The 23,029-nt window shown below is 62.0% G+C and carries 18 protein-coding genes; 6 read left to right on the top strand and 12 right to left on the bottom strand.

Annotated features, from left to right (window positions below; genetic code table 11):
• Window positions 1-8 precede the first annotated feature (8 nt).
• Window positions 9-341 (bottom strand): hypothetical protein, encoded by a 333-nt coding sequence (locus N4264_RS06480; RefSeq protein ID WP_261696249.1) that lies wholly within the window; start codon window positions 339-341, stop codon window positions 9-11.
• 369 nt (window positions 342-710) lie between these two features.
• Window positions 711-1,157, bottom strand: coding sequence for a hypothetical protein (locus N4264_RS06475; RefSeq protein ID WP_261696248.1), 447 nt, complete (start codon window positions 1,155-1,157; stop codon window positions 711-713).
• On the opposite strand from N4264_RS06475, the gene N4264_RS06470 reads away from it, so the two are divergent.
• Both N4264_RS06470 and N4264_RS06465 read left to right on the top strand, forming a co-directional pair.
• On the top strand, window positions 1,156-1,518 hold the full coding sequence (locus N4264_RS06470; protein WP_261696247.1) for a hypothetical protein: 363 nt from the start codon (window positions 1,156-1,158) through the stop codon (window positions 1,516-1,518). The two genes, N4264_RS06475 and N4264_RS06470, sit on opposite strands and share 2 nt — an antisense overlap.
• Window positions 1,519-2,030: 512 nt before the next feature.
• Window positions 2,031-3,107, top strand: coding sequence for an IS5 family transposase (locus N4264_RS06465; RefSeq protein WP_261692907.1), 1,077 nt, complete (start codon window positions 2,031-2,033; stop codon window positions 3,105-3,107).
• A 446-nt stretch (window positions 3,108-3,553) separates the two neighbouring features.
• On the opposite strand, the gene N4264_RS06460 is transcribed toward N4264_RS06465, so the two are convergent.
• From N4264_RS06460 to N4264_RS06445, 4 genes are all read right to left on the bottom strand, one after another.
• Window positions 3,554-4,108, bottom strand: coding sequence for a hypothetical protein (locus tag N4264_RS06460; protein ID WP_261696246.1), 555 nt, complete (start codon window positions 4,106-4,108; stop codon window positions 3,554-3,556).
• A 53-nt stretch (window positions 4,109-4,161) separates the two neighbouring features.
• Window positions 4,162-4,593: a hypothetical protein gene (locus tag N4264_RS06455; protein WP_261696245.1), complete on the bottom strand. Its 432-nt coding sequence runs from the start codon at window positions 4,591-4,593 to the stop codon at window positions 4,162-4,164.
• Window positions 4,594-4,954: 361 nt separating this feature from the next.
• Window positions 4,955-13,633 carry an RHS repeat-associated core domain-containing protein gene (locus N4264_RS06450; protein WP_261696244.1) on the bottom strand — a complete coding sequence of 2,893 codons (8,679 nt, stop codon included), beginning with the start codon at window positions 13,631-13,633 and terminating at the stop codon, window positions 4,955-4,957.
• Between the two features lie 666 nt (window positions 13,634-14,299).
• Window positions 14,300-14,674 (bottom strand): cupin domain-containing protein, encoded by a 375-nt coding sequence (locus N4264_RS06445; RefSeq protein WP_261696243.1) that lies wholly within the window; start codon window positions 14,672-14,674, stop codon window positions 14,300-14,302.
• A 219-nt stretch (window positions 14,675-14,893) separates the two neighbouring features.
• Here N4264_RS06445 and metF point away from each other — a divergent pair, with 219 nt between their 5' ends.
• From metF to N4264_RS06425, 4 genes are all read left to right on the top strand, one after another.
• The gene (metF, locus tag N4264_RS06440) at window positions 14,894-15,748 is read left to right on the top strand and encodes a methylenetetrahydrofolate reductase [NAD(P)H] (protein ID WP_261696242.1); all 855 of its coding nucleotides are present in this window, start codon (window positions 14,894-14,896) and stop codon (window positions 15,746-15,748) included.
• Between the two features lie 390 nt (window positions 15,749-16,138).
• Window positions 16,139-17,386 carry a M12 family metallo-peptidase gene (locus N4264_RS06435; RefSeq protein ID WP_261696241.1) on the top strand — a complete coding sequence of 416 codons (1,248 nt, stop codon included), beginning with the start codon at window positions 16,139-16,141 and terminating at the stop codon, window positions 17,384-17,386.
• A 140-nt stretch (window positions 17,387-17,526) separates the two neighbouring features.
• Window positions 17,527-19,035, top strand: a complete 1,509-nt coding sequence (locus N4264_RS06430; RefSeq protein ID WP_261696240.1) for a hypothetical protein — start codon at window positions 17,527-17,529, stop codon at window positions 19,033-19,035.
• 107 nt (window positions 19,036-19,142) lie between these two features.
• Entirely contained in the window at window positions 19,143-19,436 is a 294-nt protein-coding gene (locus tag N4264_RS06425) for a DUF6916 family protein (RefSeq protein ID WP_261696239.1), read from the top strand.
• Here the strand turns inward: N4264_RS06425 and N4264_RS06420 are convergent.
• The 6 genes from N4264_RS06420 to N4264_RS06395 form a co-directional block, all read right to left on the bottom strand.
• Entirely contained in the window at window positions 19,415-19,960 is a 546-nt protein-coding gene (locus N4264_RS06420; protein WP_261696238.1) for a GNAT family N-acetyltransferase, read from the bottom strand. The two genes, N4264_RS06425 and N4264_RS06420, sit on opposite strands and share 22 nt — an antisense overlap.
• Window positions 19,957-20,619: a hypothetical protein gene (locus N4264_RS06415; RefSeq protein ID WP_261696237.1), complete on the bottom strand. Its 663-nt coding sequence runs from the start codon at window positions 20,617-20,619 to the stop codon at window positions 19,957-19,959. The genes N4264_RS06420 and N4264_RS06415 overlap by 4 nt, the downstream gene beginning before the upstream one ends.
• A gap of 21 nt (window positions 20,620-20,640) precedes the next feature.
• Complete coding sequence (locus N4264_RS06410) at window positions 20,641-21,204, bottom strand: hypothetical protein (protein WP_261696236.1); 564 nt, start codon at window positions 21,202-21,204, stop codon at window positions 20,641-20,643.
• Window positions 21,205-21,331: 127 nt separating this feature from the next.
• Complete coding sequence (locus N4264_RS06405) at window positions 21,332-21,859, bottom strand: phage tail protein (protein WP_261696235.1); 528 nt, start codon at window positions 21,857-21,859, stop codon at window positions 21,332-21,334.
• 10 nt (window positions 21,860-21,869) lie between these two features.
• Window positions 21,870-22,385, bottom strand: a complete 516-nt coding sequence (locus tag N4264_RS06400) for a phage tail protein (RefSeq protein WP_261696234.1) — start codon at window positions 22,383-22,385, stop codon at window positions 21,870-21,872.
• 10 nt (window positions 22,386-22,395) lie between these two features.
• Entirely contained in the window at window positions 22,396-22,908 is a 513-nt protein-coding gene (locus tag N4264_RS06395; protein ID WP_261696233.1) for a phage tail protein, read from the bottom strand.
• Window positions 22,909-23,029 lie beyond the last annotated feature (121 nt).

Genomic DNA, 23,029 nt, shown 5'->3' with positions numbered 1-23,029 from the left:
TGATCCGATCAACCGGCCACCGGCTTGAGCAATTGCTCCGGGTCGATATTCAGCAGGCGGCGACGAGCCGAGGTGTGCTCGGATGTAGCTAGGTCCTGGGAGATGCCAGCTCGAACAGGATTGAGATCGACGTAGGCCATGCACGCCAGCAACGCAGCGTCGTTCAGCAGGGCCTGACAGCGGTAGCGCCCTTCCCAGAACCGTCCGGTGCACGCATTTTCGCGATTCGCCCGTCGTGCAATCGGCTCATTCAAGCAGCGCATGAACCACGGCAATGAGGATAATCGATCACGGTACAGCGCCACTTTCGCCGGATCAGCGGCAATATACGCTGCGCGCATGGCGCAGGCACGTGGTTGCTCATCACGGCGTAGGCGTACACACCAACGGCGAAGATCGACGCCAGTTCGTACAGGCGGTCTTCGATCCATTGCTTGCGGTGCTCAAAGGTCTGGCCTGTGAAGTTGTCCTCGCCGCACAGGAACGCCCGACGGACGCAGCGGGAGATACAGTGGAAATGGCCGGCAACGCCGGGGGGACGAAGAGATGTCGGGGGGGGGGGGGGGGGGGGGGGGGGCGCTCATGGCGCCACTGTTTCACTTCGTCACCATCACCGGAATCGGTTGGATTCCGGTGGTGGACTCGGAAAAGTCTGGAACGTGGTCGGCCAGGATTCGTGCGCCTGGTCCTGAGGCCATGAGTCAGATCAGCTACTCGGATGTAGATGCGCAATTCGCTACTTCCGTAGGACAAGCTTCTGCTTCGGAAACGAGGTCGACTTCACGAGTCCGTGGGCCCGCTAGATCCTTCTTACGGATAACAACAAATCCACCCAGCCATTCACAGTTGTCGCCCAAGAGCTCAATGTGCAGATCACCTTTTGCGCTTCCGATCCTGAACTTGTAGTGTCCATCTCTATCGGAACCTGCCCTGGTCAAAATTTTCGCCACCGGCATTTGTAGCGGACGCTGCTTGAGTTCCGTGACAAGAATTGTTCCACCGACGATTGGCTTTCCGTTTGGATACTTGGTCATTCCGCTAAATTCAATTGCCTGGGCGTTGCAAATGGCCGGCAAGTGCAGCATCGCGGTGAAGACACTACCGACCAAGAGCTGCCTCGGCTTGCTTCCGATAAACCTCATTTTTGAGTGAAACATGGTTGGCCTGGATTCGCACACGCGGAAAAGTCTGAAACGTGGTTGGCCGGATCTGCGCCCGACGGACGCAGCGGGAGATGCAGTGGAAATGGCCGGCAACGCCGGGGGGAACGAAGAAGTGTCTGGGGCGCTCATGGCGCCACTATTTCACGTAGGTACCGCCACCGAAATCAAGTGGATTCCGGTGGCGGGCTCGGAAAAGTCTGAAACCTGGTTGGCCCGGACTTCATCAACAATGGCTGCGGCCATTTCGTCGCTGCCGGACTTGTCCTGGCGCTTCTGGTTGTCCCGCAATCACTCCATCACCCAGGTCCAGGAGTCCTTCCCACTCACCCCAAGCTACCGCGCTCTAGTCTATTAAGCATGCCCTTAGCCGTTTGCCGTGCCCGTTGCGGCATTGACTTCTTGCACCCAACGAACTTTTCGAGCTCACATTTGAAGGACGCCTGCATCCCCGGCTCTACCTTCAACCATTCCAACGCACGTTCTGACCAGTACCAGGAAAACGATGCGTGGAATACGTGCTTCAGCAAGAGCTCTTTAGGAAACCGCCCAATCGCATCCCCGTATTTCGAGTTCTCGTCAGCCGCTTTTTTCAAGAAGGCGCCTAGCTTCTCTACCGGAAGCTCAAGTATTGGAAGAAGGGGAACACACTTTTCCTCCGAGTCGAAACAAACAATGCGCCCTTCCAACCGTATACACCATCCGTGGTGCTGGTGGACCCCCAACCTGAGCGCCCCCATTTCAATTGGCCAACAATAGGGCGGCTCCTCTATCGCGGAGTCAAGAAGGTGGATGCTCACTAGCAGGCTGTTGAGAAAGCCCCATTCAGTGCAAAATGCAGCATTCCGCCATTGACTGAAGCCACTCAGCATGCGAACACCGGACGTTCAGCAACTCGGATTGTTCTCCTACGTATCGGTCGAGGCACGCGTTCCGCCGGATCATCCCATTCGTCAGTTGCGGGAATTGGTTGACGGAATCTTGGCAAATATGGACGAACTATTCGAGTCGCGTTATGCCAGGATCGGGCGGCCGTCCATTCCGCCGGAACGGTTGCTTCGTGCATCGCTGTTGCAGGTCGTGTACAGCGTACGCAGCGAGCGACTGCTGATGGAACAGCTGGACTACAACCTTCTGTTTCGCTGGTTTGTTGGCCTGAATATCGACGATCGAGTATGGGACCATTCCACCTTCTCGTTCAATCGAGATCGGTTGTTCGATGAAGAGATCGCCCAACGATTTTTCGATCACACCGTGTTGGTGGCGCAGCTCAAACAGCTGGTGAGTAACGAGCACTTTTCGGTGGACGGAACACTGTTGGAGGCTTGGGCCTCTCACAAAAGCTTTCGCCCGAAGGACGGCGACGGTAGCGATGACAGCGGAAACTTTCACGGTCAAAAGCGCAGTAACGAAACACACGAATCTACGACGGATCCCGACGCACGCTTGATGCGCAAAGGTGCTGGCAAGGAAGCCAAGCTGTGCTACCAAGCCAGCACATTGATGGAGAACCGGAACGGTCTGCTGGTGGGAGTTGATGTACGCCATGCGACTGGGACATCCGAGCGAGAAAGCGGCCTGTTGCTGGTCGACGAAATGCTCCTGGGCGCCGGATGCACATTGGGTGCAGACAAAGCCTATGACACTCATGCTTTCGTAGCCGCGTTGAAGGAGCGTGGTATCAAGCCTCACGTTGCCCAGAACAATAGCCACCGTCGAAGTGCAGTTGACGGACGCACCGCATCAAGCAAGGGATACGCGATCAGCCAGCGGGTTCGAAAGAAGATCGAGCAAGGATTTGGTTGGGTCAAGACCATCGGTGAACTTCGAAAGCTGACTCGCGTGGGACTTCCGGCTGTACGCGCATGGGTTACTTGGACATTCGCCGCCTACAACTTGATCCGCATCGGCGGCATCCAAGGATGGTGGAATCCTTCGCCGACGTAGCTCGCGAGTCCCACACTGTCGATCAGCTACTGCACCACGAACGAACACTTGGCCAGCTTGATCTGGGCGGAAATTGGGTTTTCTCAACGGCCTGCTAGAAACCCCAAGGTTTGTGATGTACGGGAAGGCCTGTTCGCCCGCTCAACCAGCTTTCGAATTGCTGCCTAACGGGATCCGACCAATTCTTCCCGAAGTGACCGCTATTCACAGTGGTGAGAATCCGACCGTTGGCACCTCGCTGGAATGTGCCGCCTACGGTCGTCGAGCGTTTGCGACGCCAATAGAATGCGCAAGCTGTTGGTGCTGTGATCCTTGAAATAGCCCATGGCGCCACTGTTTCACTTCGTCACCGGAATCGGTTGGATTCCGGTGATGGGCTCGGAAAAGTCTGAAACTTGGTTGGCCTGGAGTCGTTCGCCTGGGCCTGAGGCCATGAGTCAGATCAGCTACTCGGATGTAGATGCGCAATTCGTTACTTTAGGACAAGCTTCTGCTTCGGAAACGATGTCGACTTCACGAGTCCGCGGGCCCGCTAGATCCTTCTTACGGATAACAACAAATCCACCCAGCCATTCACAGTTGTCGCCCAAGAGCTCAATGTGCAGATCACCTTTTGCGCTTTCGATCCTGAACTTGTAGTGTCCATCTCTATCGGAAACTGCCCTGGTCAAAATTTTCGCCACCGGCATTTGGAGCGGACGCTGCTTGAGTTCCGTGACAAGGATTGTTCCACCGGCGATTGGCTTTCCGTTTGGATACTTGGTCATTCCGCTAAATTCAATTGCCTGGGCGTTGCAAATGGCCGGCAAGTGCAGCATCGCGGTGAAGACACTACCGACCAAGAACTGCCTCGACTTGCTTCCGATAAACTTCATTTTTGAGTGAACATGGTTGGCCTGGATTCGCACACTCGGAAAAGTCTGAAACGTGGTTGGCCGGATCTGCGGGGCCCGGATCTGCGCTGGCTCAGCACCTGCGCCCTTCTTTGACTTGCGTGGCATACGGGCTCCTTTGCCTCATGGTGCCTCCGGTCGCACGGATCTACCGCAAGTGTCTACTCTGTCGCCACCGAACCAGCCATCCCGTCAAACGGAATCCCGTTCGACATGCCGAAATCCGTCCCAAATACGCGCAGCAACTCCGCACGCGGAATTCGCCCTTCGCTAAGCTGCACGTAGAAATCGAACACCTCTCCGTCAACGTCAACATCCAGAGACGTGGCCCTTCTACCGTCTTTGTTGACCCGGTCCAGAATGCACTGTTTGAACTCGTCCAGACCATTTTCTCGTTCGTGGTACATCACACATGGCCCGCTGCGAACAAGCTTGAATGACCTTGGGGTGGCACGTAATGGCACTTCCTGTTTTCGCGTTTTGAAAAATGTTCTCACCGTCGCAAGCCATGGGTCGTCATTATCGAAAATCGGCTCCAGCGTGTACTCCCCCTGCACGGAAATGAGCAGTACGTAGGACTTTGACTCATCCAATGCCTGTTCGAATCGGCATGATGGAGTCCGAAATCCCGCCGACCGCTTACCCCCCAGAACGCTGGCTGTCTGTGCCGATCTTTCGTCTCCGCGTGCGGTACAGCAACAATCATTTGCCCACGAAATAGCGCCCCTGGATCGTGAATCACGGACTCTCGCTTGAGGTCTACGACGATTCTTTCGCCAATGACATGCGCAATCTTTGGACGGACAATCACCGCTCCCGTTGCCTTCTCCAGCATCTGCGACCATGACAAGTCCTGCGGCCCAATGCTGCAGGCGGATGCTTGCCCCCGTCCCAGAGGAGCGACTGCACCATCAACGCAACTACAATAGCCACCTGTTTTGCTTTCATGAAATGTCACTCTACTGGAGTAGGGGGATCTAGGTATTCCTTCGCCGTCCAGGCGTTGTGTCCCTTTTTCTGGAGCCTGCTTCCAGTTAACGCTGGAAGGAGTCGGTTTTCCAAAGGAATCACAAGCTTGTCGTCCGAAGTGTTCTCTACTTGACCCCGTATGCCAAAGTCATCCAGCGCAGAATGAATGACTTCGTGCAGCACCGTCGATTCCACATCTTGCTGTTGGTACATTTTTGACCCATCTTTTAACCTCCCCTCCACACGGGCTTGATCCCATTCCTCATCAGGCCCATCTACCTGTACGTACGTATAACCTTCTTGCATCCCTATGGTAATCCTGTTCTCAGACACTTCGCTGCCATTGATGTCAACGTCAATCGCATAGATCTCAAGCCCACCCCACCTCTCTACCGCCTTTTCCAGCACGGTTACCGCTTCTGGATGGCGCGCAAACCTCTCGAGCGACTTGCGTACGCGATCGGTGTCTTCCTCGCTTCCACTGATGGAAACCTTTTCGAGCGCCTTCAGTACTCGTACTCTGACCTGTTCCACGTACCTTTTGTATCTGTCCTTGAAGGTTCCAGCCTCCTTCTTCGCTGTCTGAACGAGGCTATCCAGCTTTCCTTGGTCACTTTTTTGAGCGATACCGCTAGCATCGCCCCCCTCTTGTGAGGGGCTCTTGATCGACTGCTTTGTCACGCCGTTGCCGCCCTTTTTCGACTGGCCTGGCTCATAGGATGTGATAGTTCCGTAGCAGCTTCCCGCCAGACGCGAACAAGTTGACTTTGGATCAGAAAGATATCCGGTCGGATCCGTCCCACTCAGCGGATTGTTGAGAATGTAGCTATACGGATTCAGCGACTGCGAGTTCTCCGGAAACTGGATAAACGGATCCACCGACATGAACTTGCCGTACCGGTAGTCGTAGGCACGGCCGTTCATGTGGATCAGACCCACGTCGCCCAGGTGCTGGTGCCCGGTGAAGCCCAGGTGCGTCGTCGTCAGGTTGGTCTGACCGCTGGGCTTTGGACCGTTGGCCGGGCGCATGGCGAAGGCCCAGTCGCGCGCCTGACCGAAGGCATCAAAGGCAAGTGCTGATGCGGTGGACTGGTTGACGTCAGTGACGGGCTGGCGGTAGTCGCCGTTCTTGTCGAGCATGCCGAGCGGTGAGCCGAGGCGATCCATCGGGCGGTAGTACGTGCCGAGGTCGGTGATGGTGCCGTCGCTTTCGCGCTTCTTCTTCAAGATAACCACGTCGCCCAGTTCGTGGCGCAGGGTCTTCTCGTTGATGTTGGCCGCGCTGTATTCGCGTTCGACGCCGCCGGGGCCGCGATCGAGCATCATCTTGAGCACGCCGCCGGCGTGGACGGTTTCGCGCAGACGCGTTCCGGTCGGGGAATAGTCGAAGGCGGTGTTCTGGCCGTTGCGGCTGATCAGGCGCGGGCGGTTGGTGTGGTCGTAGTCGATCAGACGGTCAGGCTCGTCGGCGCTGTTGCTGCTGCGGGTCAGCGTGAGGTTGCCGTTTGCGTCGCAGCCGGCGTCGATGGTGCCGGCGCCGCCCATGCGGGTGATGCGCTTGGCGACGTTCGGTCCGCAGCTGGTCGCTCCAGGAACGTTCGGTGCGGGGGGCAGCGTGTAGGTGTATGACTGCGCGTAGTCGGTCTTCTGGGTCAGGTTTCCGATCTGGTCGTAGCTGTAGTTGACCGGTGCCGCCGTGGTGGGGCTGGCGGACAGCAGGCGCTGCAGGCGGTCGTAGCCGTAAGACTCGGTAGCGGTGAACGGCGCGACGGTGGGACGGCCGCGTTGCTGCGTCGCAAGGTTGCCGAGGGCGTCATAGGTGTAGTTCACCTCGTCCAGCTTGGCCGACGCCGTATCGCAATGGCGGTGCCAGGCCCGCTTGGCAGACTGGCCCGTCTTGGGGTTGCTGCTATAGAAGCCGCAGACGCCGTTGCCGTACTGCTGGCGGGTCGGCTGGCCCCAGGCATCGTAGCCGTCGATGGACCACAGCCAGGCGCCGTTGTCGTTGTCCTGCAGATCGATCACTTCGCCGTAGCGGTCGTACTTGGTGCGGATGCGCAGGCGGCTGTCGTTGTAGGTCACGCCTTTTACGCGGCCGAAGTAGCGGTCGTAGTGGGTCGTGACCGACATGGCCGTTTCGGCGCCCTGGATATTGATATCCGGGCGCGACCACTGCTGCGTGGTCTGTGTATACGGGCGGCGCAGCTCGTCGTAGGTGGTGCTTTCCTTCGAGTACTGGCGCAGGCCGTTGGTGCAGGTATCGGGCGGTGCCGAATCCTTGGCGCACCGGACGACCTCATCGAGCTGGCCGGGTACGCCCTGGTCGTAGGTCCACTGGTCCAGGTAGTACTCCTTGCGGGTACCTGTGCCAACCCGGTAGGTGTCTTCACTGCGCTGTTTCAGCACGCGGCCGAGCGCGTCGCGCTGTTCAATCGTGGTGACGAAACTGCGCGCGTCCTTCTGGCTGACGAGCTCGCCCAGGACGTTGTAGCTGAACTGCCACAGACCCTGGTTGGGATCATTCAGCTTCAGGCGATGACCGAAGGCGTTATAGCTGCCCGTGGTCGCATTCGCATAGGCGACCACGCCATTGGCCACCAGGCTGTTCGCGCGCGCATCGGCGATGGCCAGGGGGCGTCCGGCGCCGTCATACCAGTAGCGCGTCACGCCGCCGTCGGCGTCTTCCGTCCGCAGCATGCCCAGCACGCTGTCATAGCGCTTGACGGTAAAGCACAGGTTGGTGCCGCAGGCGTTGTCCGTCGGCTTCAGCGAAACGCTGGTGAGGTTGGCATCGTAGGCATAGGTCGTCGCCATGCGACGGGTCTTGTCCGCCTCGGCGGTGGGCGACAGCTTCTGCGTGACGCGACCCAATGCGTCGTACTGGAAGTTCGTCCAGGCTTCCGCGGGTGGAAGCGGATCCACGCCTTCCAGATACGGCGGTGATGTCCGCTCCACCTGCCCCATGCGGTTGTAGTCAGTCAGCGTGGCGCGGTACTTGTACGTTGCCGGGAGCCCGTTCTTGACGAGCGTCGCCTGCGCGGACTTGACCGTGCGACCGAGCGCGTCGTGCCATTCCACGCGCGTGGGTTGGCCGTCCTGCGCCACGGTGACCCGGAATGCGGCCTGTCGCTCATTCGTCGTATTTCCGGCACCCACGCCCGGACAACTGCCGTTGCTACACCGGCGAACCGCCGTACGGATGGGCGGCGACAGGTTGCCCACGCCGATGCGCGCCTGGCGCACCTCGATGGGGCGATCGAATGCGTCGTAACGCGTTGACGTCGTGATGCCGGCGATATCCGTCTGCTCACGCGGCAGGCCGTCGCGGGCGGACAAAGTGACCTCCGACGACTGATTCAGCGCATTGGTCGTGGTCTCCGGGAAATAGCCGTCACTGGAATAGGTGATGGTGGAGTTGCGTTCCTGCGTCACGCCGGTGACACCGTCCTGCGGCGGCACTTCGACCGTGGTGGTGGCCGGCATGCCATGGTTGACGGCAGGGTAGGTGTAGCGGGTGACGAGGTGGCTGTTGGCATCGGCCGTGGCGCCCGTCTTTCCGTCGACGGTCATCGACAGCAGCGTGCGGTTGACGGAATCGAAGGCCGGCGTGGAGATGACGGTGTATTCGGGTACCGTGACGCCAGCGGGCAACGGATGCGTGTCGCTGTACTGCACGGCGCGCGTGGTGACGGTACTGCTGCTCAGCCTGTCCAACCACCACGCGTTTTCGTCGTAGGTGTAGACGTTCTTGGTATGCGTGACTTTTGACGTGACGAGCTTCTGCAGATCAGTGCCGACATCGCTGGCGGTCACCGTCGTCGCAGTGGGGTTGCCGTACTGATCCCAGCCGGCCTTCAGCCCGTCGATATGAACTTCCTGAACCCTGCGCATCGGCTCGCCGGAACTGGCGTATGTCGTCGTGGATTGCGAGAGCAGGAAGGGATAGTTTTCCGGTGCGCCCCCCGTTTCTGTCGCGCACCGCGCAGCACCGGCGATCTTGCAGCGCCAGTCGTAGATGGTTTCCGACACGGGTTGCATTGCCGTCGCCGACAAGGGGATTCCTGTCTCGACCTTTTCGACGCGGCCGGCAAGCGGGAATTTCTGATGGTAAGTCGTTGCCGTGCGCAGACGCCGGTTGGCGTCACCCAGCGCGGTCGCCTGTTGCTCGATGATGCGCCGGAAGCCCTGGAATCCGCGTCCGTAGGCGTTGTACAGCGCGTCCTGGTAGCTGAACAGGCGTGAGCGGAAACCCAGCAGGTCGTTTGATGTGCCCGTCTTCTGGCCGTTGCTCTGCGACAACTGCGAAACGACCGGCATCGAGGAACGGAACTGGAAGTGACGGCGGTCGCGGCCGACATAACCGTCAGTACCCAGCGTGTACAGCGGCGGCACCTGCGACAGTCGACCGGCCTGGCTGGTGAGCGGGAAGTATTCCCAGACGCTCTGGTTGCCCAGCGCATCGGTGGCGCGGTCGATCACTTCCGGAAATGCCGGGGCCAGGCGCTGCCCATCCGCGCGGCTGCGCTCGTGGTCACCCAGGTTTTCGTTCAGGTAGGTCGCACGGGCCACATCGCAGGCATTCTTGGCGGGCGTCGGCAGGCCATACGCAAACTGGGCCAGGCACGCCAGCGGCACGCCGCCGGGCAGCGGCGCGGTCGGGCCCACCTGGTAGGTAGGGGCGTTAGGGAAGGGTTGGATCGCACCGATGACAGCGCACGCGGCTCGGTCGTAGAGCGTACCCGGCGCCGGTCGCACCGGGCAGTAGAAGTCATTGTTCAGCAGATCGGTCATGCCGTCGCCGAAAAGGTCATCGACAGCGCGATCCGTGTCGCGTCCCAGCGAGAAGATCTTGCCCAGGAGCGGCGTCTGCGTGACGACGGCATCGAAGCTGTTCTCGCCCGTCTGGACGAACTTCACGGCGTTGAACTGATAGATGCTGTGATCCGATCCCTCGTGCTCTTTTGCGTACAGATATTCAACACCAGAACTATTGTGGTAGGAAAAGCCCGCCACTGCCTGCTGCAGATTGGAAAGGTCGTCGGGGTGCGCCCCCTCTTCCGGCGGGTACTCAGGGCATGCCCAGACTCGCCGCGTGTCGGGACAATCGTCTTGCCGGCATTGCGTCATCGTGTGCACGCACATACGCGCGGCAAATTTCGCGGGGTAGAGAAGATCGGCGCGACCGTCCGAGTCGATATCCGCCGGCCGAACCGCGTTGGCGTAGCGCATTGTCCGGCCGCTGCGGATCAGTCCCGGCGCACCCGGCTGGCCCGGATAGTTTGGCGTGGCCGTGTTGGCGAAGTAGCCACCGCGATTGAGCTGGATATGCCAGTTGCCATAGCACGACTGGTTGGTCGGACACGTTTCCGGGTGGGCACGCACCATGTCGTCGAGGCCATCGCCGTTGATGTCGATCCAGTGAATGATGTCATCGGACTGGTGCTGGAAGTTCAGGTCGGTCGCACGCTTGGGTGTGAACGTCACGCTGCTGCCGCTGCGGCTGGCGAGGTAGACGGTTTCCGGTCCGCTCGGCCCGACGAAGAAGTCGGTCAGCCCGTTCCCGTCGAAATCGGTGATGTGCACCAGGCGTTGCGCACTGCCGGTGGCGTGCGGCAGCTCGATGATGCGGTGGGGCGTGAAGTCGATGCGGCCGTTGCTGAGCGGAAACACGTCGGCCGGACGCGGATTGAGGAACAGGCACACGGTGTAGAACGTGCCGTCGGTATAGACCGTGCCCGGCGCGCTGGGTGTGCAGGTGCGGTTGGCCAGTGCCAGGATGTCCGGCGCGCCGTCTCCGTTGAAGTCGCCGATGTAGGGGTTGTCGTAGGCCGGCAGATTGGTGCTGACGGTGGCAAACGGATCGCCGGTGAGTGGCGCGCCCGGTTCCAGTTTCCACTTCTGCAGGGTGTAGTCGGTCAGCTCCTCGGACTTTCCGTCACCGTCGAAGTCGGCGGCGCGGGAGGCACTCAGGGCGTCCACTGCGCGGTTCTTGAAGCTCGACGATGACAGCTCGACCAGATCGCGCGTGCGGCGATCCGCATCGAACTGCGCCAGGTAGTGGTGCAGCTGGCCATCGGACTGGCGCTGGCTGAACATCACTTCGCGCACGCCGTCGCCGTTGTAGTCCGCCTTGATGGCGACGGAGCGAACGGCGTGAGCCGGGCCCTCATCACTGCCGCCCGTCGGTGCGGCATCGGGCAGCGTCAACTCCGTCATGGGGCCCGAACGGAAATTCAGTCCGCTATCCGCCCAGTCGAAGACGGTCGGCTCGTGACAGGCCATGGTTTCGGCGTCGTTGCCATCCTTGTCGACATTGTCGAAGCCGAACGCGCATTCCTGCACCGAGCGCAGCAGGCTGCGTCCGCTGGAAGCGCTGCGGTCGGACTGCAGTTCGTTGTCGTAGCGCAGCGTGTAGGTGCGGACCGGTTTGGCGACGCCGTCAAAATTCGGCGCTTCGGTCTGGATCTGGGTGAGGCGCTGCGTCTGTTGCGTCAGGAAGCCAGCGACATAGGAGTAACTGCGATCGTTCGCGCCGTTGTCGATCGGTCGCGGTTCGTAACTGAACCGCACGACGCGGTCGCCGGGGCCGTCGTGGTTAGAGCCGGTGTATTTCACCGCCTCCAGCAGGGTTTCTCCGCGGGCGCCGGCCGTATAGCAATAGTCCATCCGGTTGTCAGTGCGATCTTCAACACGCGCGATCAGCCACGACAGTTCCTTGGTCTGCGGCGGGGCACCCGGAGTGACTTCCACCGGCACCACGCGCGGCGCGACGCCCCGGTTGCAGCCGTCGGTGTTGTCGAACTTGCAGCCGTAGTAGGACGTGCGCCCGTCCTTGTGTTCCACCTTGAAGCAGACATTGCCGCTGTTCAGCGCGTTGCCCGTCTGCGTCACCCGGACGAAGCTGTCGATCTCGGTGCGGTAGGTCGTGCCGGGCTGGCCGTAAGTGCCGTTGATCTTGACCAGCCGCTGTCCGTCCAGGCAAAGGGCATCGTACGCATCGAGCTTGACGCCACCGACGTCGTTGTCCTGGTCCAATGTGCGCGGGCAGCGATGGATGCTGCTGGATCCGGAGACGCTCCAGCCGATGCCCGCGATGCCATTGCCGGCGCGACTGCTGTAGCTGAGCGAGACGGATGGCTGCATGCCCTTTCGGCCCGGCGGAACCGTGATCGGAATGGTGTACGTCGCCGCGCCGCCGTCGACACCGGCTTCGCCGGCCGTTGCGCCAACTGACGCGTCGTGGGTACCCAGGTCGCACTCGGGTTTGTCGCTGCAGGCGTTCTGGACGATCTCTGCTTCGTCCGGGAAATCACCGCCGACGATGACGCGCACTTCCGGCGTGTAGTGCTCGCCCGTCAGCACGGCCGTCTTGTAGTTGATCCGGTACTGGACGCGGTCACCGGCCTTGAGCACTTCGGTGCGTTCGCCCCAGTGGCCCGTGGCAATGCGGGTCACGCCACCGCGCACCAGATCGACGCGCGAGATCACGGCGTTCTCGTCTTCGCTGCTCCAGCTGACCCGGAACTCACAGGTGTCGCCCACCTTGGGCACCTTGCAGACCGAGCGATCGACGATGATGTGGTCGGCGTCGACGCGCACGACCGACACGGGTTCTGAGCCGAGGACGGCTGGCGGCCACGCAATCGCGGCCGTGCCCGTCCTGGAGGCCGGCACCGAGGCAATCACCCGCGCCAGGCCGGCGCGCGCCGCTTCCATCTGGCGCTCCACGAAGTTGCGGCGCAATGGCTGCGCGGCGTTCTCCGGGTTGGGACTCAGGCCGTCGTCGATCTGCGTGGTGCAGTTTTCCACGCAGGTGCGCAGGATCGGATGGACCGAGGCCTGGTTGTTGCCCGTGTAGGTGTAGTGCAGGTATTTCAGCACGCCGTACTGGGATGTCGGCAGCTGATTGAGCGTGGTGGCCGGCGGCAGGTTTCCGGCAAGGTCGATCGACTGCAGCCAGACCGGCTGGTTGGCCTGGTCGAAGATCGCCGCGGCGGCAATCTCGACGTAGTTGGCCGTGTCCGCGAGCTTGTGGAAGATGAAGTCGACGCCCCAGCCGAGGCGCGGGTCGTTGTCGTTGTCGGTGCGGAAGAACCAGTTCGACGAGAACGCCTGGTTCGGCTGCGTACCGCGACTGGCGATGTCGCGGAACATGTCGACGAGGCATTCGTCGTGGACCACGTCGTCGACCTTGTTGACGCCGCGGTTCCAGAGCCAGCGGACCGCCGCGCGGGTGGTCGTGTTGGCCGGAAAGGTGATAGCGATATCGCCGACCTTGGTGACGGTGCGGCGGCCGTTCGGATTGAACTCCACCCAGTTGAGCGTCGACGCCCAGGTACGCTCGCCGGAAACGACATTGAACTGCAGATCCTTGGCTTCACCGTGCAACCACACCGGACGGCCGGCGCGGTTGTAGGTGAACCAGGTCAGGTACATCGACTGCTGGCCGTCGCCGTAGAAGAAGTCCCAGCCCAGGCCCTGGCGATCCGGATTGACCCAGCGGCCGGGAAAGCCGGGCACGGTGCCGTGGACGGTGGGCACCGTCACGGCATTGCAGACCGTCGCCGGAGGCGGCGTGACCTGCGCGGAAGCCGCGCTCCAGGCGCCCAGCCCCAGCAACAGCGTCGTCGCAGTACGTAGCGTTTTTTGGAAGAAGCTTGTCATCGGGTATCGGTGAATGGCGAACATGGGGAGGGAGGAATCGACAGGCGCCGCAGAGGCGAGGTCACGCCGATCAGGCGCGACAACGGATTGCGACGCGCCGCAAGGCGCTTCGGTGGTGGTCAAGGCAAAGCCCCTGGTATGGCTGGCATGCGGCCCACAACGGGACCGCCAAAGGGTTTGGTTTACTGGCTGCTACATCGCAGCGCATCGGAGTACGGTGTCGAACCACCTGATGGCGATGCGGCGCAAGGGATGATCACGGACCGGCGTAGCCAGTCGCAGGAATGCCTGCTGCCGATGCGGATGCGGATGCGGATGCGGCGCAACGTGCGCCGATTGAAACGTGACGGAGTCTACGGAATTTGCGATAGCACTGCTAGACGCAGACGGTTATATCCGCGATGGCCGCAACGTTGGACGGATGGGTATGTCATGGGCTGCTCCACGGACCGGTCATGCGATTCTGACAAGCCGATGTATCGGATCGTGAGACGCGCGGCGACCTGACCTCGAATTCGGTGCGGCTGGGATCGCGCTCTCACTGCGGACTGGCGGAACAGGGGGAACGTTACGAATGTGTCGCCCCCATTCCGACCAAGTGCATCCCATGACACTCATCACCACTAAAGCGACCAGCACGCACGTTCGCACCTGCTGGTCTGCGTACTACTTCTTCGGCCCTGTCTTCGTCTCGATCAACAACCACCGTACCTTCGTCTTGCCCACGTTCCAGGTCTCGTGCGGGGGATCGGCGTCTTCGCCGAAGGACTGGCCGGCGACGCCTTCGAGCTTCTTTACTTTGCCATCTTTATACCGAACTTCGAGCGAGCCGCCTTCCAGGATGTAGACGATATAGGGGGTGTGCTCGTGCAGCGCCTGGTGGGCGCCGGGTTCGAGCCAGCCTTCGATGAGGCGAAGGTGGGCTGTCTCGGTGAGCAGTTTGTTGTGTTCCGGGCTGGCCTTGATGATGTCCTGCGCCGGTACGGACGCACTGGCCAGCACCAGCGCAGCGGCAATGGCGAGATGGCGGATCAGATACATGGCAGCTCTCCGCGGCCGGGGCGGCGGGCGGGCTGACTGCGGCGGCCGCGACCGCAGCACAGACCGACGCGCCATTACACCGCAACCGCGGCCGGGCCCGGTGGCCGGACATCTATCTCTTCATCCGGAAATAGAGATATATTTCCTCCCCTCGCCTGCCGCCCACCCGGGCCGTGCCGGCAACCGAACCCCGTAGCCGTTTCCGACAGGATGCTTTCGATGCCTGCTTCCGCCCCTGCCGCCCCGCTTCCGGTGCCGATTTCGCTGGAATTCTTCCCGCCCAAGACCGACGAACAGCGCGAGACGCTGGAGAAGGCCCTGCCGGCGCTCAAGCCCCTGAAGCCGGACTACGTGTCGGTCACCTTCGGGGCCGGCGGCTCGACCCTGGCCTATACGCCCGACACCGTCTGCCACCTGCGCGAACAGCACGGCCTGGACGCCGCGCCGCACCTGTCGTGCATGGGCGGAACCCGGCAGGAGATCCGCGACCTGCTCGCCCTGTACCGCAGCAAGGGCTGCCGCCGCCTGGTGGCGCTGCGCGGCGACCTGCCGTCGGGCATGGCCAGCTATGGCGATTTCCGCTACGCCAGCGACCTGGTCGAGTTCATCCGTGCCGAGACGGGCGACTACTTTCACCTGGAAGTGGCGTGCTATCCCGAAGCCCATCCGCAATCCGAAGACGCCCTGGCCGACCTCGCCCACTTCAAGCACAAGGTGGACGCCGGCGCGAACGGTGCGATCACCCAGTACTTCTACAACCCGGACGCCTATTTCCGGTTTGTCGATGATGCACGGCGTCTGGGCGTCACGATCCCGATCGTGCCGGGCGTCATGCCGATCACGAACTACTCGCAGCTGCGCCGGTTCTCGGACATGTGCGGCGCCGAGATTCCGCGCTGGATCGCCAAGCGCCTGCAGGCCTTCGGCGACGACGCCAAGGCGATCCGCGAATTTGGCGCCGACGCGGTGGCGAACCTGTGCCGGCGCCTGCTCGACGGCGGCGCACCCGCTTTGCACTTCTATACATTGAACCGCGCCAGCGGCACGCTTGCGATCCTCGATCGACTGCGTTGATTGACCGCGCGTCGCGCAATGCGACGCGCTGGTCCACTTTTGCGAGTTCATCTGCCGCCAGGTGGGACCGGTATCAAATTTCCGCCAAACCGTCGCGTCTTCGCCGCGCGATGGTTTGCGCGCCAAAAGCGGCGCGTAAACATACGGTTACGAATCCTTTCCGTCTTGTGAAAGAGGCAAATTTCCACGCTTTAGCGTGGACTTCACACTTGACGAATTGCTGCACATGCACTTGACGCTTTTGTACACCCGATAGACAGTCGGTGACTGGGGTGGGAGACGAGTCCGGTCCCGAAGCGTCTTCTGGGTGACGCTTCCTTCTACCTGCATAGCGCACGCCTCCGTCGTGCCGGACTCGCCGCGTGTGCTCTGCCTTGGAGAGAGATCCGTATGAAACGGTCGATTCTGTGGGCTGTAGCAGGAGCTGTTTCGCTGTCGACGTCGGCGTCGATGGCCGCAGGAAGCGAAAACCTTTTCTCGAGCGCGCCATCGGTATGGCGTTCGGTCGAGTCGGACAGCGCCTACCAGGCGCTGGCCAAGGAACCCATGTCGCATGCCATTTCAGTGGTCATGGCGAATGCGGCGCTGGTGGATGAAACCACGCAGAGCCTTTCCCTCAACCTGGACATCGGTGGCCCGATCACGGTCAACGCCCGCCAGACCTCGGTGGAGCGCCAGAAGGACGGCACGATCGTCTGGCAGGGCACGCTCGCCGATGCCACCAAGCCGGTGATGCTGGAATCGGAGATCAAGGATGATCCGATGAACTCGGTCGTCATCGTCCGCAACGGCGACAAGCTGACTGGCAACATCCGCGTGATGGGTCAGCTCTACAAGCTGCGGCCGTTGCACGATTCGCGGCACGTGATCGTGGAAGCCGATGAAAGCCTCGCGCCGGCCGATCACCCCGCGTCCGCCTATCGCAAGATCTTCGTCGAGGCGATGCCGGCGCCCAAGGCGGACAACACCTCGCGTGCCAACACCGTGATCCGGGTGCTGGTGAACTACACCGCACGTGCCGCCAGCGCGTCGGGCGATATCAACAGCCTGATCAACCTGGCGATCACCGAGTCAAACCGCGGCTACACCAACAGCGACGTGTTCATCACGCTGCAGCTGGCGGGCAAGGCGCAGGTCAGCTACACGGAAAGTGGCAACTGGAGCACTGACCTGTCGCGCTATCGCGGTACGTCGGACGGCTACATGGATTCGATCCATTCCACCCGCAACAGCACCGCGGCTGACGTGGGCGTGCTGATCATCGACAACGACAGCGCCTGCGGCCTGGCGTCGGCGATCGGCGCTTCGGCGTCCACCGCGTTTGCCGCCGTGCACTGGGATTGCGCCACGGGCTACTACTCGTTCGCGCACGAGATCGGCCATCTGCAGTCGGCGCGTCACGATCCCGCCAATGACCCGACCAACACGCCGTATGCCTATGGCCACGGCTACCAGTATCCGACGGGCCGGTGGCGCACGATCATGGCCTACAACTGCTCGAGCGTGAACTGCACGCGTCTGAACTTCTGGTCGAATCCGAACAAGACCTACGGCGGCGTGCCGATGGGTACGGCCAACAGGCACGACAATCACCGCGTGCTCAACAACACTCGCGCGACGGTTTCCGGATTCCGCTGATAGTCGGGGAACGGTACTGATCAAGCGGCACTGACCAGACGGCACGCCCGGGACAGGGCGTGCCGTTTGTTATTGCGCAAGTGGCCGGCGCGACGGGATCGCGCTACCGTGGCACCAGCCCCCGCCATGGATGAAACGCCATGCGCCTCCTGCCGCTTTTCGCTCTTGCCCTCTCCGTTGGCGCCCCGTCGCTCCGGGCGCAGACACCACCGGCCTTTCCGGGCGCCGAAGGATTCGGCGCAACGGCCACCGGCGGTCGCGGCGGACAGGTGCTGTACGTCACGACGCTCGCGGCCGATCCGGGCGGCACCACCCCCGGCTCATTCAACTGGGCATTGCGGCAGAGCGGGCCACGCTACGTGCTGTTCAAGGTATCCGGCGTCATCCACGCCGCGGCGAACATCGTGCACGGGGATGTCACCATTGCGGGGCAGACCTCGCCCGGCGGCGTCATCGTGCGGGGCATCGTGTGCGACGGCCATTACGACCGCAACGATTGCGACAATGTGATCGCGCGTCATCTCGCGTCGCGGCCGGCCTGGAACCTGTCGGTGCCTGCGGGCGGCGAGCGGCTGGACGACGGCCTGCGGCTGGACGGCATGCAGGGATTTATCTTCGATCACCTGTCGATCGCCAACGCGGCCGATGAAGCCGTGCAGCTGAGCTGGGCCTCCGACGGCACGATCCAGTACTCCACGCTCGGCGAAACCATCGGTGATCACGCGGACCGTGGCGGCATGCTGCTCAACTATTCGCATCCGGAGCATCCGCAGGATCGCCTCAGCATTCACCACAACCTGTGGTATCGCGTCGGCGGGCGGCTACCGGAAATCACCTGCGAAGCCAGCGCGTACCCGTCAGACCCCGGCAGCGTGGCGGACTGCCAGGCCCATCCGCTGCAGCTGGAGGTTTCCTACAATCTTGTCCACGACAGCGGTTTTTTACTTTGGTACAACCGCGATGTCGACCAGAACGTGGCGCTCGGGCCGTACCGTCTGCAATTCAATCTGATCGGCAATCGCTGGCAGGTACGCAGCGACTTCGCCTACGGGCTGGCGCTGCATGATCTGCTCGATGTCAGCAGCAACAGTCTGTTCGTCTCCGGGAACACGCTGTCGCGCTATCCATCGTATAGCGACTATCAGCTGTTCTACTGCTGCAACGACTTTCCCGGCAACGCCCCGAACACGGACCTTGGCAGCGCGACGCGACTGGGTGCGCGCCATCCCTTCCCCGCCGTGACGAACGTGGTGTCTCCACCGCCCGCCACGCTGATCAGTACGCTCGCCGGCCGATTGCCGCACGACCCGCAATCGCGCCGGATTGCCGCGCAGGCGCGTGCGGGCAGCTTCTCGGGAGTTGCCTATGGGACGCCGCTGGCCGATGACGCCTTTGACCTGGATTTTCCCAGTGGCACGCCGCCTGCCGCGCCGACCGATACCGATAACGACGGCATGCCCGATGCGTTCGAGCAGCGTCATGCAGGGCTGGGACTCAATCCGGCCGTGTTCGATGCGAACGGCGCGCAGCTGTCGATGCCGTTCACGGGCGTAGCCGGGTATACCAACCTGGAGTGCTATCTGAACCAGCTGTCCGATCTGCGGGTGCAGGGCGCAGACCGGCTATTCCAGGACGGTTTCGGGCCGTAATGCCCGCCTCGTCCGCTGGCCCCGCTCGTCGCCTGAAACAGCTGGTTCCACGCGCCTTCCAAGCGTTACCCTTGCCACTTCCGTTTCGGTGAAGGTGAGGCAGGGATATGTTGCAGGACGTCGCGGTGGAGGAATTTGAAGCCCTGCTGGGCCAGCAGATCCGCATTTCGAGCGAAGGCCATGAACGCCTGCTGCAGCTCAAGGAGGTCAAGCGCCTGCAGAACCCTTCACCCCGTCCGACGCCGCCCTTTTCTGTCGTCCTGCGGGACGTCGGTGTCGATCGCCACTTCAGCCAGGGTATCTATTCGCTGGATCTGCCGCCGCGCGGCACCCTGGATTTGTTCATCGTGCCGATCGGCCCGGACGGTACCGGCATGTGCTACGAAATCACGTTCAACTGATCCGCGGGTGCTTCCTTCGTCCAGCCCAGGAACCAATACACGCCGCGGTCCTCGATAAGACGGAACCCCAGGCGTTCGTACATGCGGCGCGCGGGATTGCCTGGCTCTACGTGCAGGGTCACCTCGCAACGATCCGACGCGGCGCAGTCCAGCAGCGTGCGGATCATCTGCCCGCCGACGCCGCGGCCACGCCAGTCGGGCAGGAGCGCAATATCCATCAGGCGATACTCGTTTCCGCTGCGACGGCAATACAGCCGGCCAATGCGCTCGCTACCCGCGCGGACGAGCAGGAATTCAGCACCATTGTAGTGGCGCCGGTAATGGGCTCGCTGCTGTTCGAACTGACTGCGAAGGAACGCCTGTTTCGCCGCATCAGGCCAGGGAACCGGCGCAAGTTCTTCTGTTCGCGTCGATGCATACAGACCGGCGAGGAATGCGATGTCGTCGTCGGTTTCCTCGCGCAGATCGATATCGGGGCAGCCCCGCATCAATCGTGCGGCGAGGGTTTCTCCGGCCCCGGTCACGCGGCGCCGTGCACGTCAAAGATGATGTAGTCCAGATTCAGCGCCGTCGCGTTGCGACGGGCGAGCGGGCGCATCGGATCGCCGCTGAAGACGAGTTCGCCGGCGCTGACGGGGGTGCGCGAGCGAGGCAGGATGCTTACATACTGCCCCGGCGGCAGATCCGCCGTCAGCAGCGTTGCGGTATTTCCGTCGGCCGAATGATACGTGGAGCGCAGGGTCAGCTCGCGAAGGTTTCCCGATTCGTCGTGGAAACGCACCGGCTTGCTGCGGTCGCCGCAGGCATCGGCGCAGTAGGCGTAGGCGAAGTAGGGATGTGCGCGGCCATCGGGGCCCCGGAAGACGGCATCGATCTGCACGCGCGCCAGCTGGCTGTCCTGGCTTCTCTGCACGCCGAGCAGCGTGACGGTACGCGGCGCCATTGCACCTGTCGGGTCCGCTACGGCAGCGACCGCCTGCCAGGTACATTGCCGCGGGTCGAGCACGCCTTCGGTGTGGTCAGGCCGGACCAGGCGAAGCACCGTCAACGGCGGTGTGGCGGGGTTCACATCAGCCGGCAGACCTTGCGCTACGGCGGCGCGAACGATTCCGGTTGACGTCAGGACGCCGACGGCCGCAGCCGTCGCAACGCCGGATTGGATCAGGAATTCACGTCGCTTCATGAAAATCTCCGCAGGCGGATGTCAATGGACGAAATACGGCGCCGGAAACCGCTGCAGCAACGAGCCCTGGTTTGCCGCGCGGTAAGCCCGCACGACATGAGCGAATGGCGTGCAACCGCCCTGGTCGAGCCGGCTGTAGACCTGGGCGTGGTCGCTCTGTGACGACTGGGACAGGAACAGGACGGCCTCCCGACCGACAACCGCGGCCGGCAGTTGGGTCGACGCACGACTTGCGGCGGCAGAGATGAAGCTCGTTCCCTGACATCCCGGTTCAGTGAAATACACGAAGGGCGAATAGGGGTGACGGATTCCGTCCTGATCCAGCCAGATTTCGACAAAACCGGCCCCAACCTCGTCGGCGAGCTCGAAGGACCCGGCGAAGAGCCGTTCTTCCTGGCGCAAAGGCGCGGTACCTGTCCCCAGGTAGGCCAGCCATTGTTTGTCGGAAAATTCCGCCATCAGGGGACCGATCACCTGCCCGTTGGCCGCCGCCACCACCGTCTCCGCCCTGGCAGCCGGCGAAACGCCGCACGCCATTACCGCGACCAGCATCGACGCCAGTCCGCACCGTATCGAAAATTTCATGCTTCCCCCTGTTCCCGCGCCAACAGCTCCGTTGGCAGCAGATTCGAGGCGCCTCATGCGAAGTCCATGCCTGAGGCGGCTCGAATTTACGGACCGGCCATGTTGCCGGTCCCTAATCATCCTGCGCTTAGGGCCTTGCGGGGAAGACTCCCTGCATGGCGATACAGAAGTTCAGAGTCAGGTACGGCATCATGTTGTTGTGCGGCAGGCTTCCGCCGGCCGGCGAGATCGTCTGCGGCGCCATGTTCACCACGGTGGCACCCGACGGCGTCTTGTACAGGTTGCCGCCGCCAAATGGCCGCGCAAGCACTGCGGTGGCGGGGTCGTTGAGGTTCGAGTTCGAGTTCTGCCCCTGCATGGCATGGGTGTGGACCGGCATCTCGGACTGGATCAGGGTGACAAACTGGCTGCCTCCAATCTCGCCAAGGTCTCGCAGGCTCAGGCCCTGCCCCTGACCCGGGTGCATCGGCGCGTTGCCTTGCATGTCCGGCAAGGCGAAGTTCGATTTCCCGTTTCCACCATAGGTGGTACCCAGCAGTGAAAACAGCGCCGTATTCTGCGAGATCGGCAGCAATTGGCCATCGCAGAACGCCCAGCCGGTGGGCGCGAAGTTGAACGGAAAAATCCGGATTTCAGCGACAAAGGGGTCTGCCATTGCTCGCTCCTCACGTCTGCGACGGGAAAATACCAAAAAGGGAGATGATGAAATTGACACAAAGGAACGGCTGGCAGTTCTCGTGTGGCTGGCTTCCGCCGGCCGGCCCGATGGCATTGGGCGCCATCGGCGTGACCGACGTCGGCGCGACAAAGAAACGCTTGGTCGCTTCGGCCGGCATGTTGTTCTGCGGAGTCAGGGCCGTCGCCGCGGCTTCCGACGCCAGCATCGCATGGGTGTGGTTCGGGATCTGCTGCGTGCTGAGCGTCACCGATTCGACCCCCGCCATCTCTCCGATCTGGTAGGTCGTCCCGGTCGTTGCCGAGCCCATATGAATGGGTACGCGACTCTGCAGATTCGGCAGGGCGAACGTCGACTCGCCATCGCCACCGTAGGTGGTGCCGATCAGAGTGAAAAGTGTGTCGTTCTCGGAGATCGGCAGCAGCTGACCATCGCAGAACATCCATCCCACGGGCGGAAAATTGCCCGCGAACATGCGAATTTCGCCGACATAGGGTTGTGCCATCGTCGTGCTCCTAGTTCTGGCTCGGGAAGATGCCCTGCAGGGCGATGCAGTAGTTCAGCACCAGGAACGGCTGGCGGTTCTCATGCGGCTGGCTGCCGCCGACCGGCGCCACGGATTCCGGCCCCATCGCCACCAGCGACGACGGTCCGTTATAGGCGTTGCCGAAGGTCGTCACGTCGACGGAACCCAGCAGGTTGGCGCCTGGTACGGCGGCATCCGCAGCATCGGTGGCGCAGTTGGCAAAATGGATGTGCTGCGGCATTTCGCTTTGCGTGATCGTGTGGGCCTCCTGGCCACCCGCCTGACCGAGGGTCAGGCCCGAGCCGACATGGACCGGCACACGGCCGCGCAAGTCCGGCAACGCGAAGGTGGTCTGGCCGTTGCCGCCGTAGGTGGTCCCCAACAGCGAGAACAGTGCCTGGTTCTGGTTGATGGGCAGGAACTGCCCGTTGCAAAAGGCCCAGCCTTTCGGCGGGAAGTTGAACGACATGATGCGAATTTCGCTCAAGAACGGTTCTGCCATAGCCATCCCCCTCGTCCATGCGGCCGCCGCTTGCGCGGTCGCCTTCTCGGAATGCCGTGACACAGTCGCGGCGCGGATACCACGTCGTGACGGATTCACCGCCGCGACGTGGGCAAAGCGA

It is taken from the genome of Tahibacter amnicola (genome assembly GCF_025398735.1).
GTDB classification, from domain to species: domain Bacteria; phylum Pseudomonadota; class Gammaproteobacteria; order Xanthomonadales; family Rhodanobacteraceae; genus Tahibacter; species Tahibacter amnicola.
This window is presented reverse-complemented; position numbering and strand designations above follow the sequence as displayed.

Excerpts from the sequence above, each read along its gene's own strand:
- N4264_RS06450 (WP_261696244.1), bottom strand. The coding sequence starts at position 13,633 with ATGACAAGCTTCTTCCAAAAAACGCTACGTACTGCGACGACGCTGTTG.
- N4264_RS06460 (WP_261696246.1), bottom strand. The coding sequence starts at position 4,108 with ATGCCACGCAAGTCAAAGAAGGGCGCAGGTGCTGAGCCAGCGCAGATC.
- N4264_RS06405 (WP_261696235.1), bottom strand. The coding sequence starts at position 21,859 with ATGGCAGACCCCTTTGTCGCTGAAATCCGGATTTTTCCGTTCAACTTC.
- N4264_RS06480 (WP_261696249.1), bottom strand. The coding sequence starts at position 341 with ATGCGCGCAGCGTATATTGCCGCTGATCCGGCGAAAGTGGCGCTGTAC.
- N4264_RS06475 (WP_261696248.1), bottom strand. The coding sequence starts at position 1,157 with ATGTTTCACTCAAAAATGAGGTTTATCGGAAGCAAGCCGAGGCAGCTC.
- N4264_RS06445 (WP_261696243.1), bottom strand. The coding sequence starts at position 14,674 with ATGTATCTGATCCGCCATCTCGCCATTGCCGCTGCGCTGGTGCTGGCC.
- N4264_RS06415 (WP_261696237.1), bottom strand. The coding sequence starts at position 20,619 with ATGAAGCGACGTGAATTCCTGATCCAATCCGGCGTTGCGACGGCTGCG.
- N4264_RS06395 (WP_261696233.1), bottom strand. The coding sequence starts at position 22,908 with ATGGCAGAACCGTTCTTGAGCGAAATTCGCATCATGTCGTTCAACTTC.
- N4264_RS06465 (WP_261692907.1), top strand. The coding sequence starts at position 2,031 with ATGCGAACACCGGACGTTCAGCAACTCGGATTGTTCTCCTACGTATCG.
- N4264_RS06430 (WP_261696240.1), top strand. The coding sequence starts at position 17,527 with ATGCGCCTCCTGCCGCTTTTCGCTCTTGCCCTCTCCGTTGGCGCCCCG.
- metF (WP_261696242.1), top strand. The coding sequence starts at position 14,894 with ATGCCTGCTTCCGCCCCTGCCGCCCCGCTTCCGGTGCCGATTTCGCTG.
- N4264_RS06470 (WP_261696247.1), top strand. The coding sequence starts at position 1,156 with ATGGTTGGCCTGGATTCGCACACGCGGAAAAGTCTGAAACGTGGTTGG.
- N4264_RS06410 (WP_261696236.1), bottom strand. The coding sequence starts at position 21,204 with ATGAAATTTTCGATACGGTGCGGACTGGCGTCGATGCTGGTCGCGGTA.
- N4264_RS06435 (WP_261696241.1), top strand. The coding sequence starts at position 16,139 with ATGAAACGGTCGATTCTGTGGGCTGTAGCAGGAGCTGTTTCGCTGTCG.
- N4264_RS06425 (WP_261696239.1), top strand. The coding sequence starts at position 19,143 with ATGTTGCAGGACGTCGCGGTGGAGGAATTTGAAGCCCTGCTGGGCCAG.
- N4264_RS06400 (WP_261696234.1), bottom strand. The coding sequence starts at position 22,385 with ATGGCACAACCCTATGTCGGCGAAATTCGCATGTTCGCGGGCAATTTT.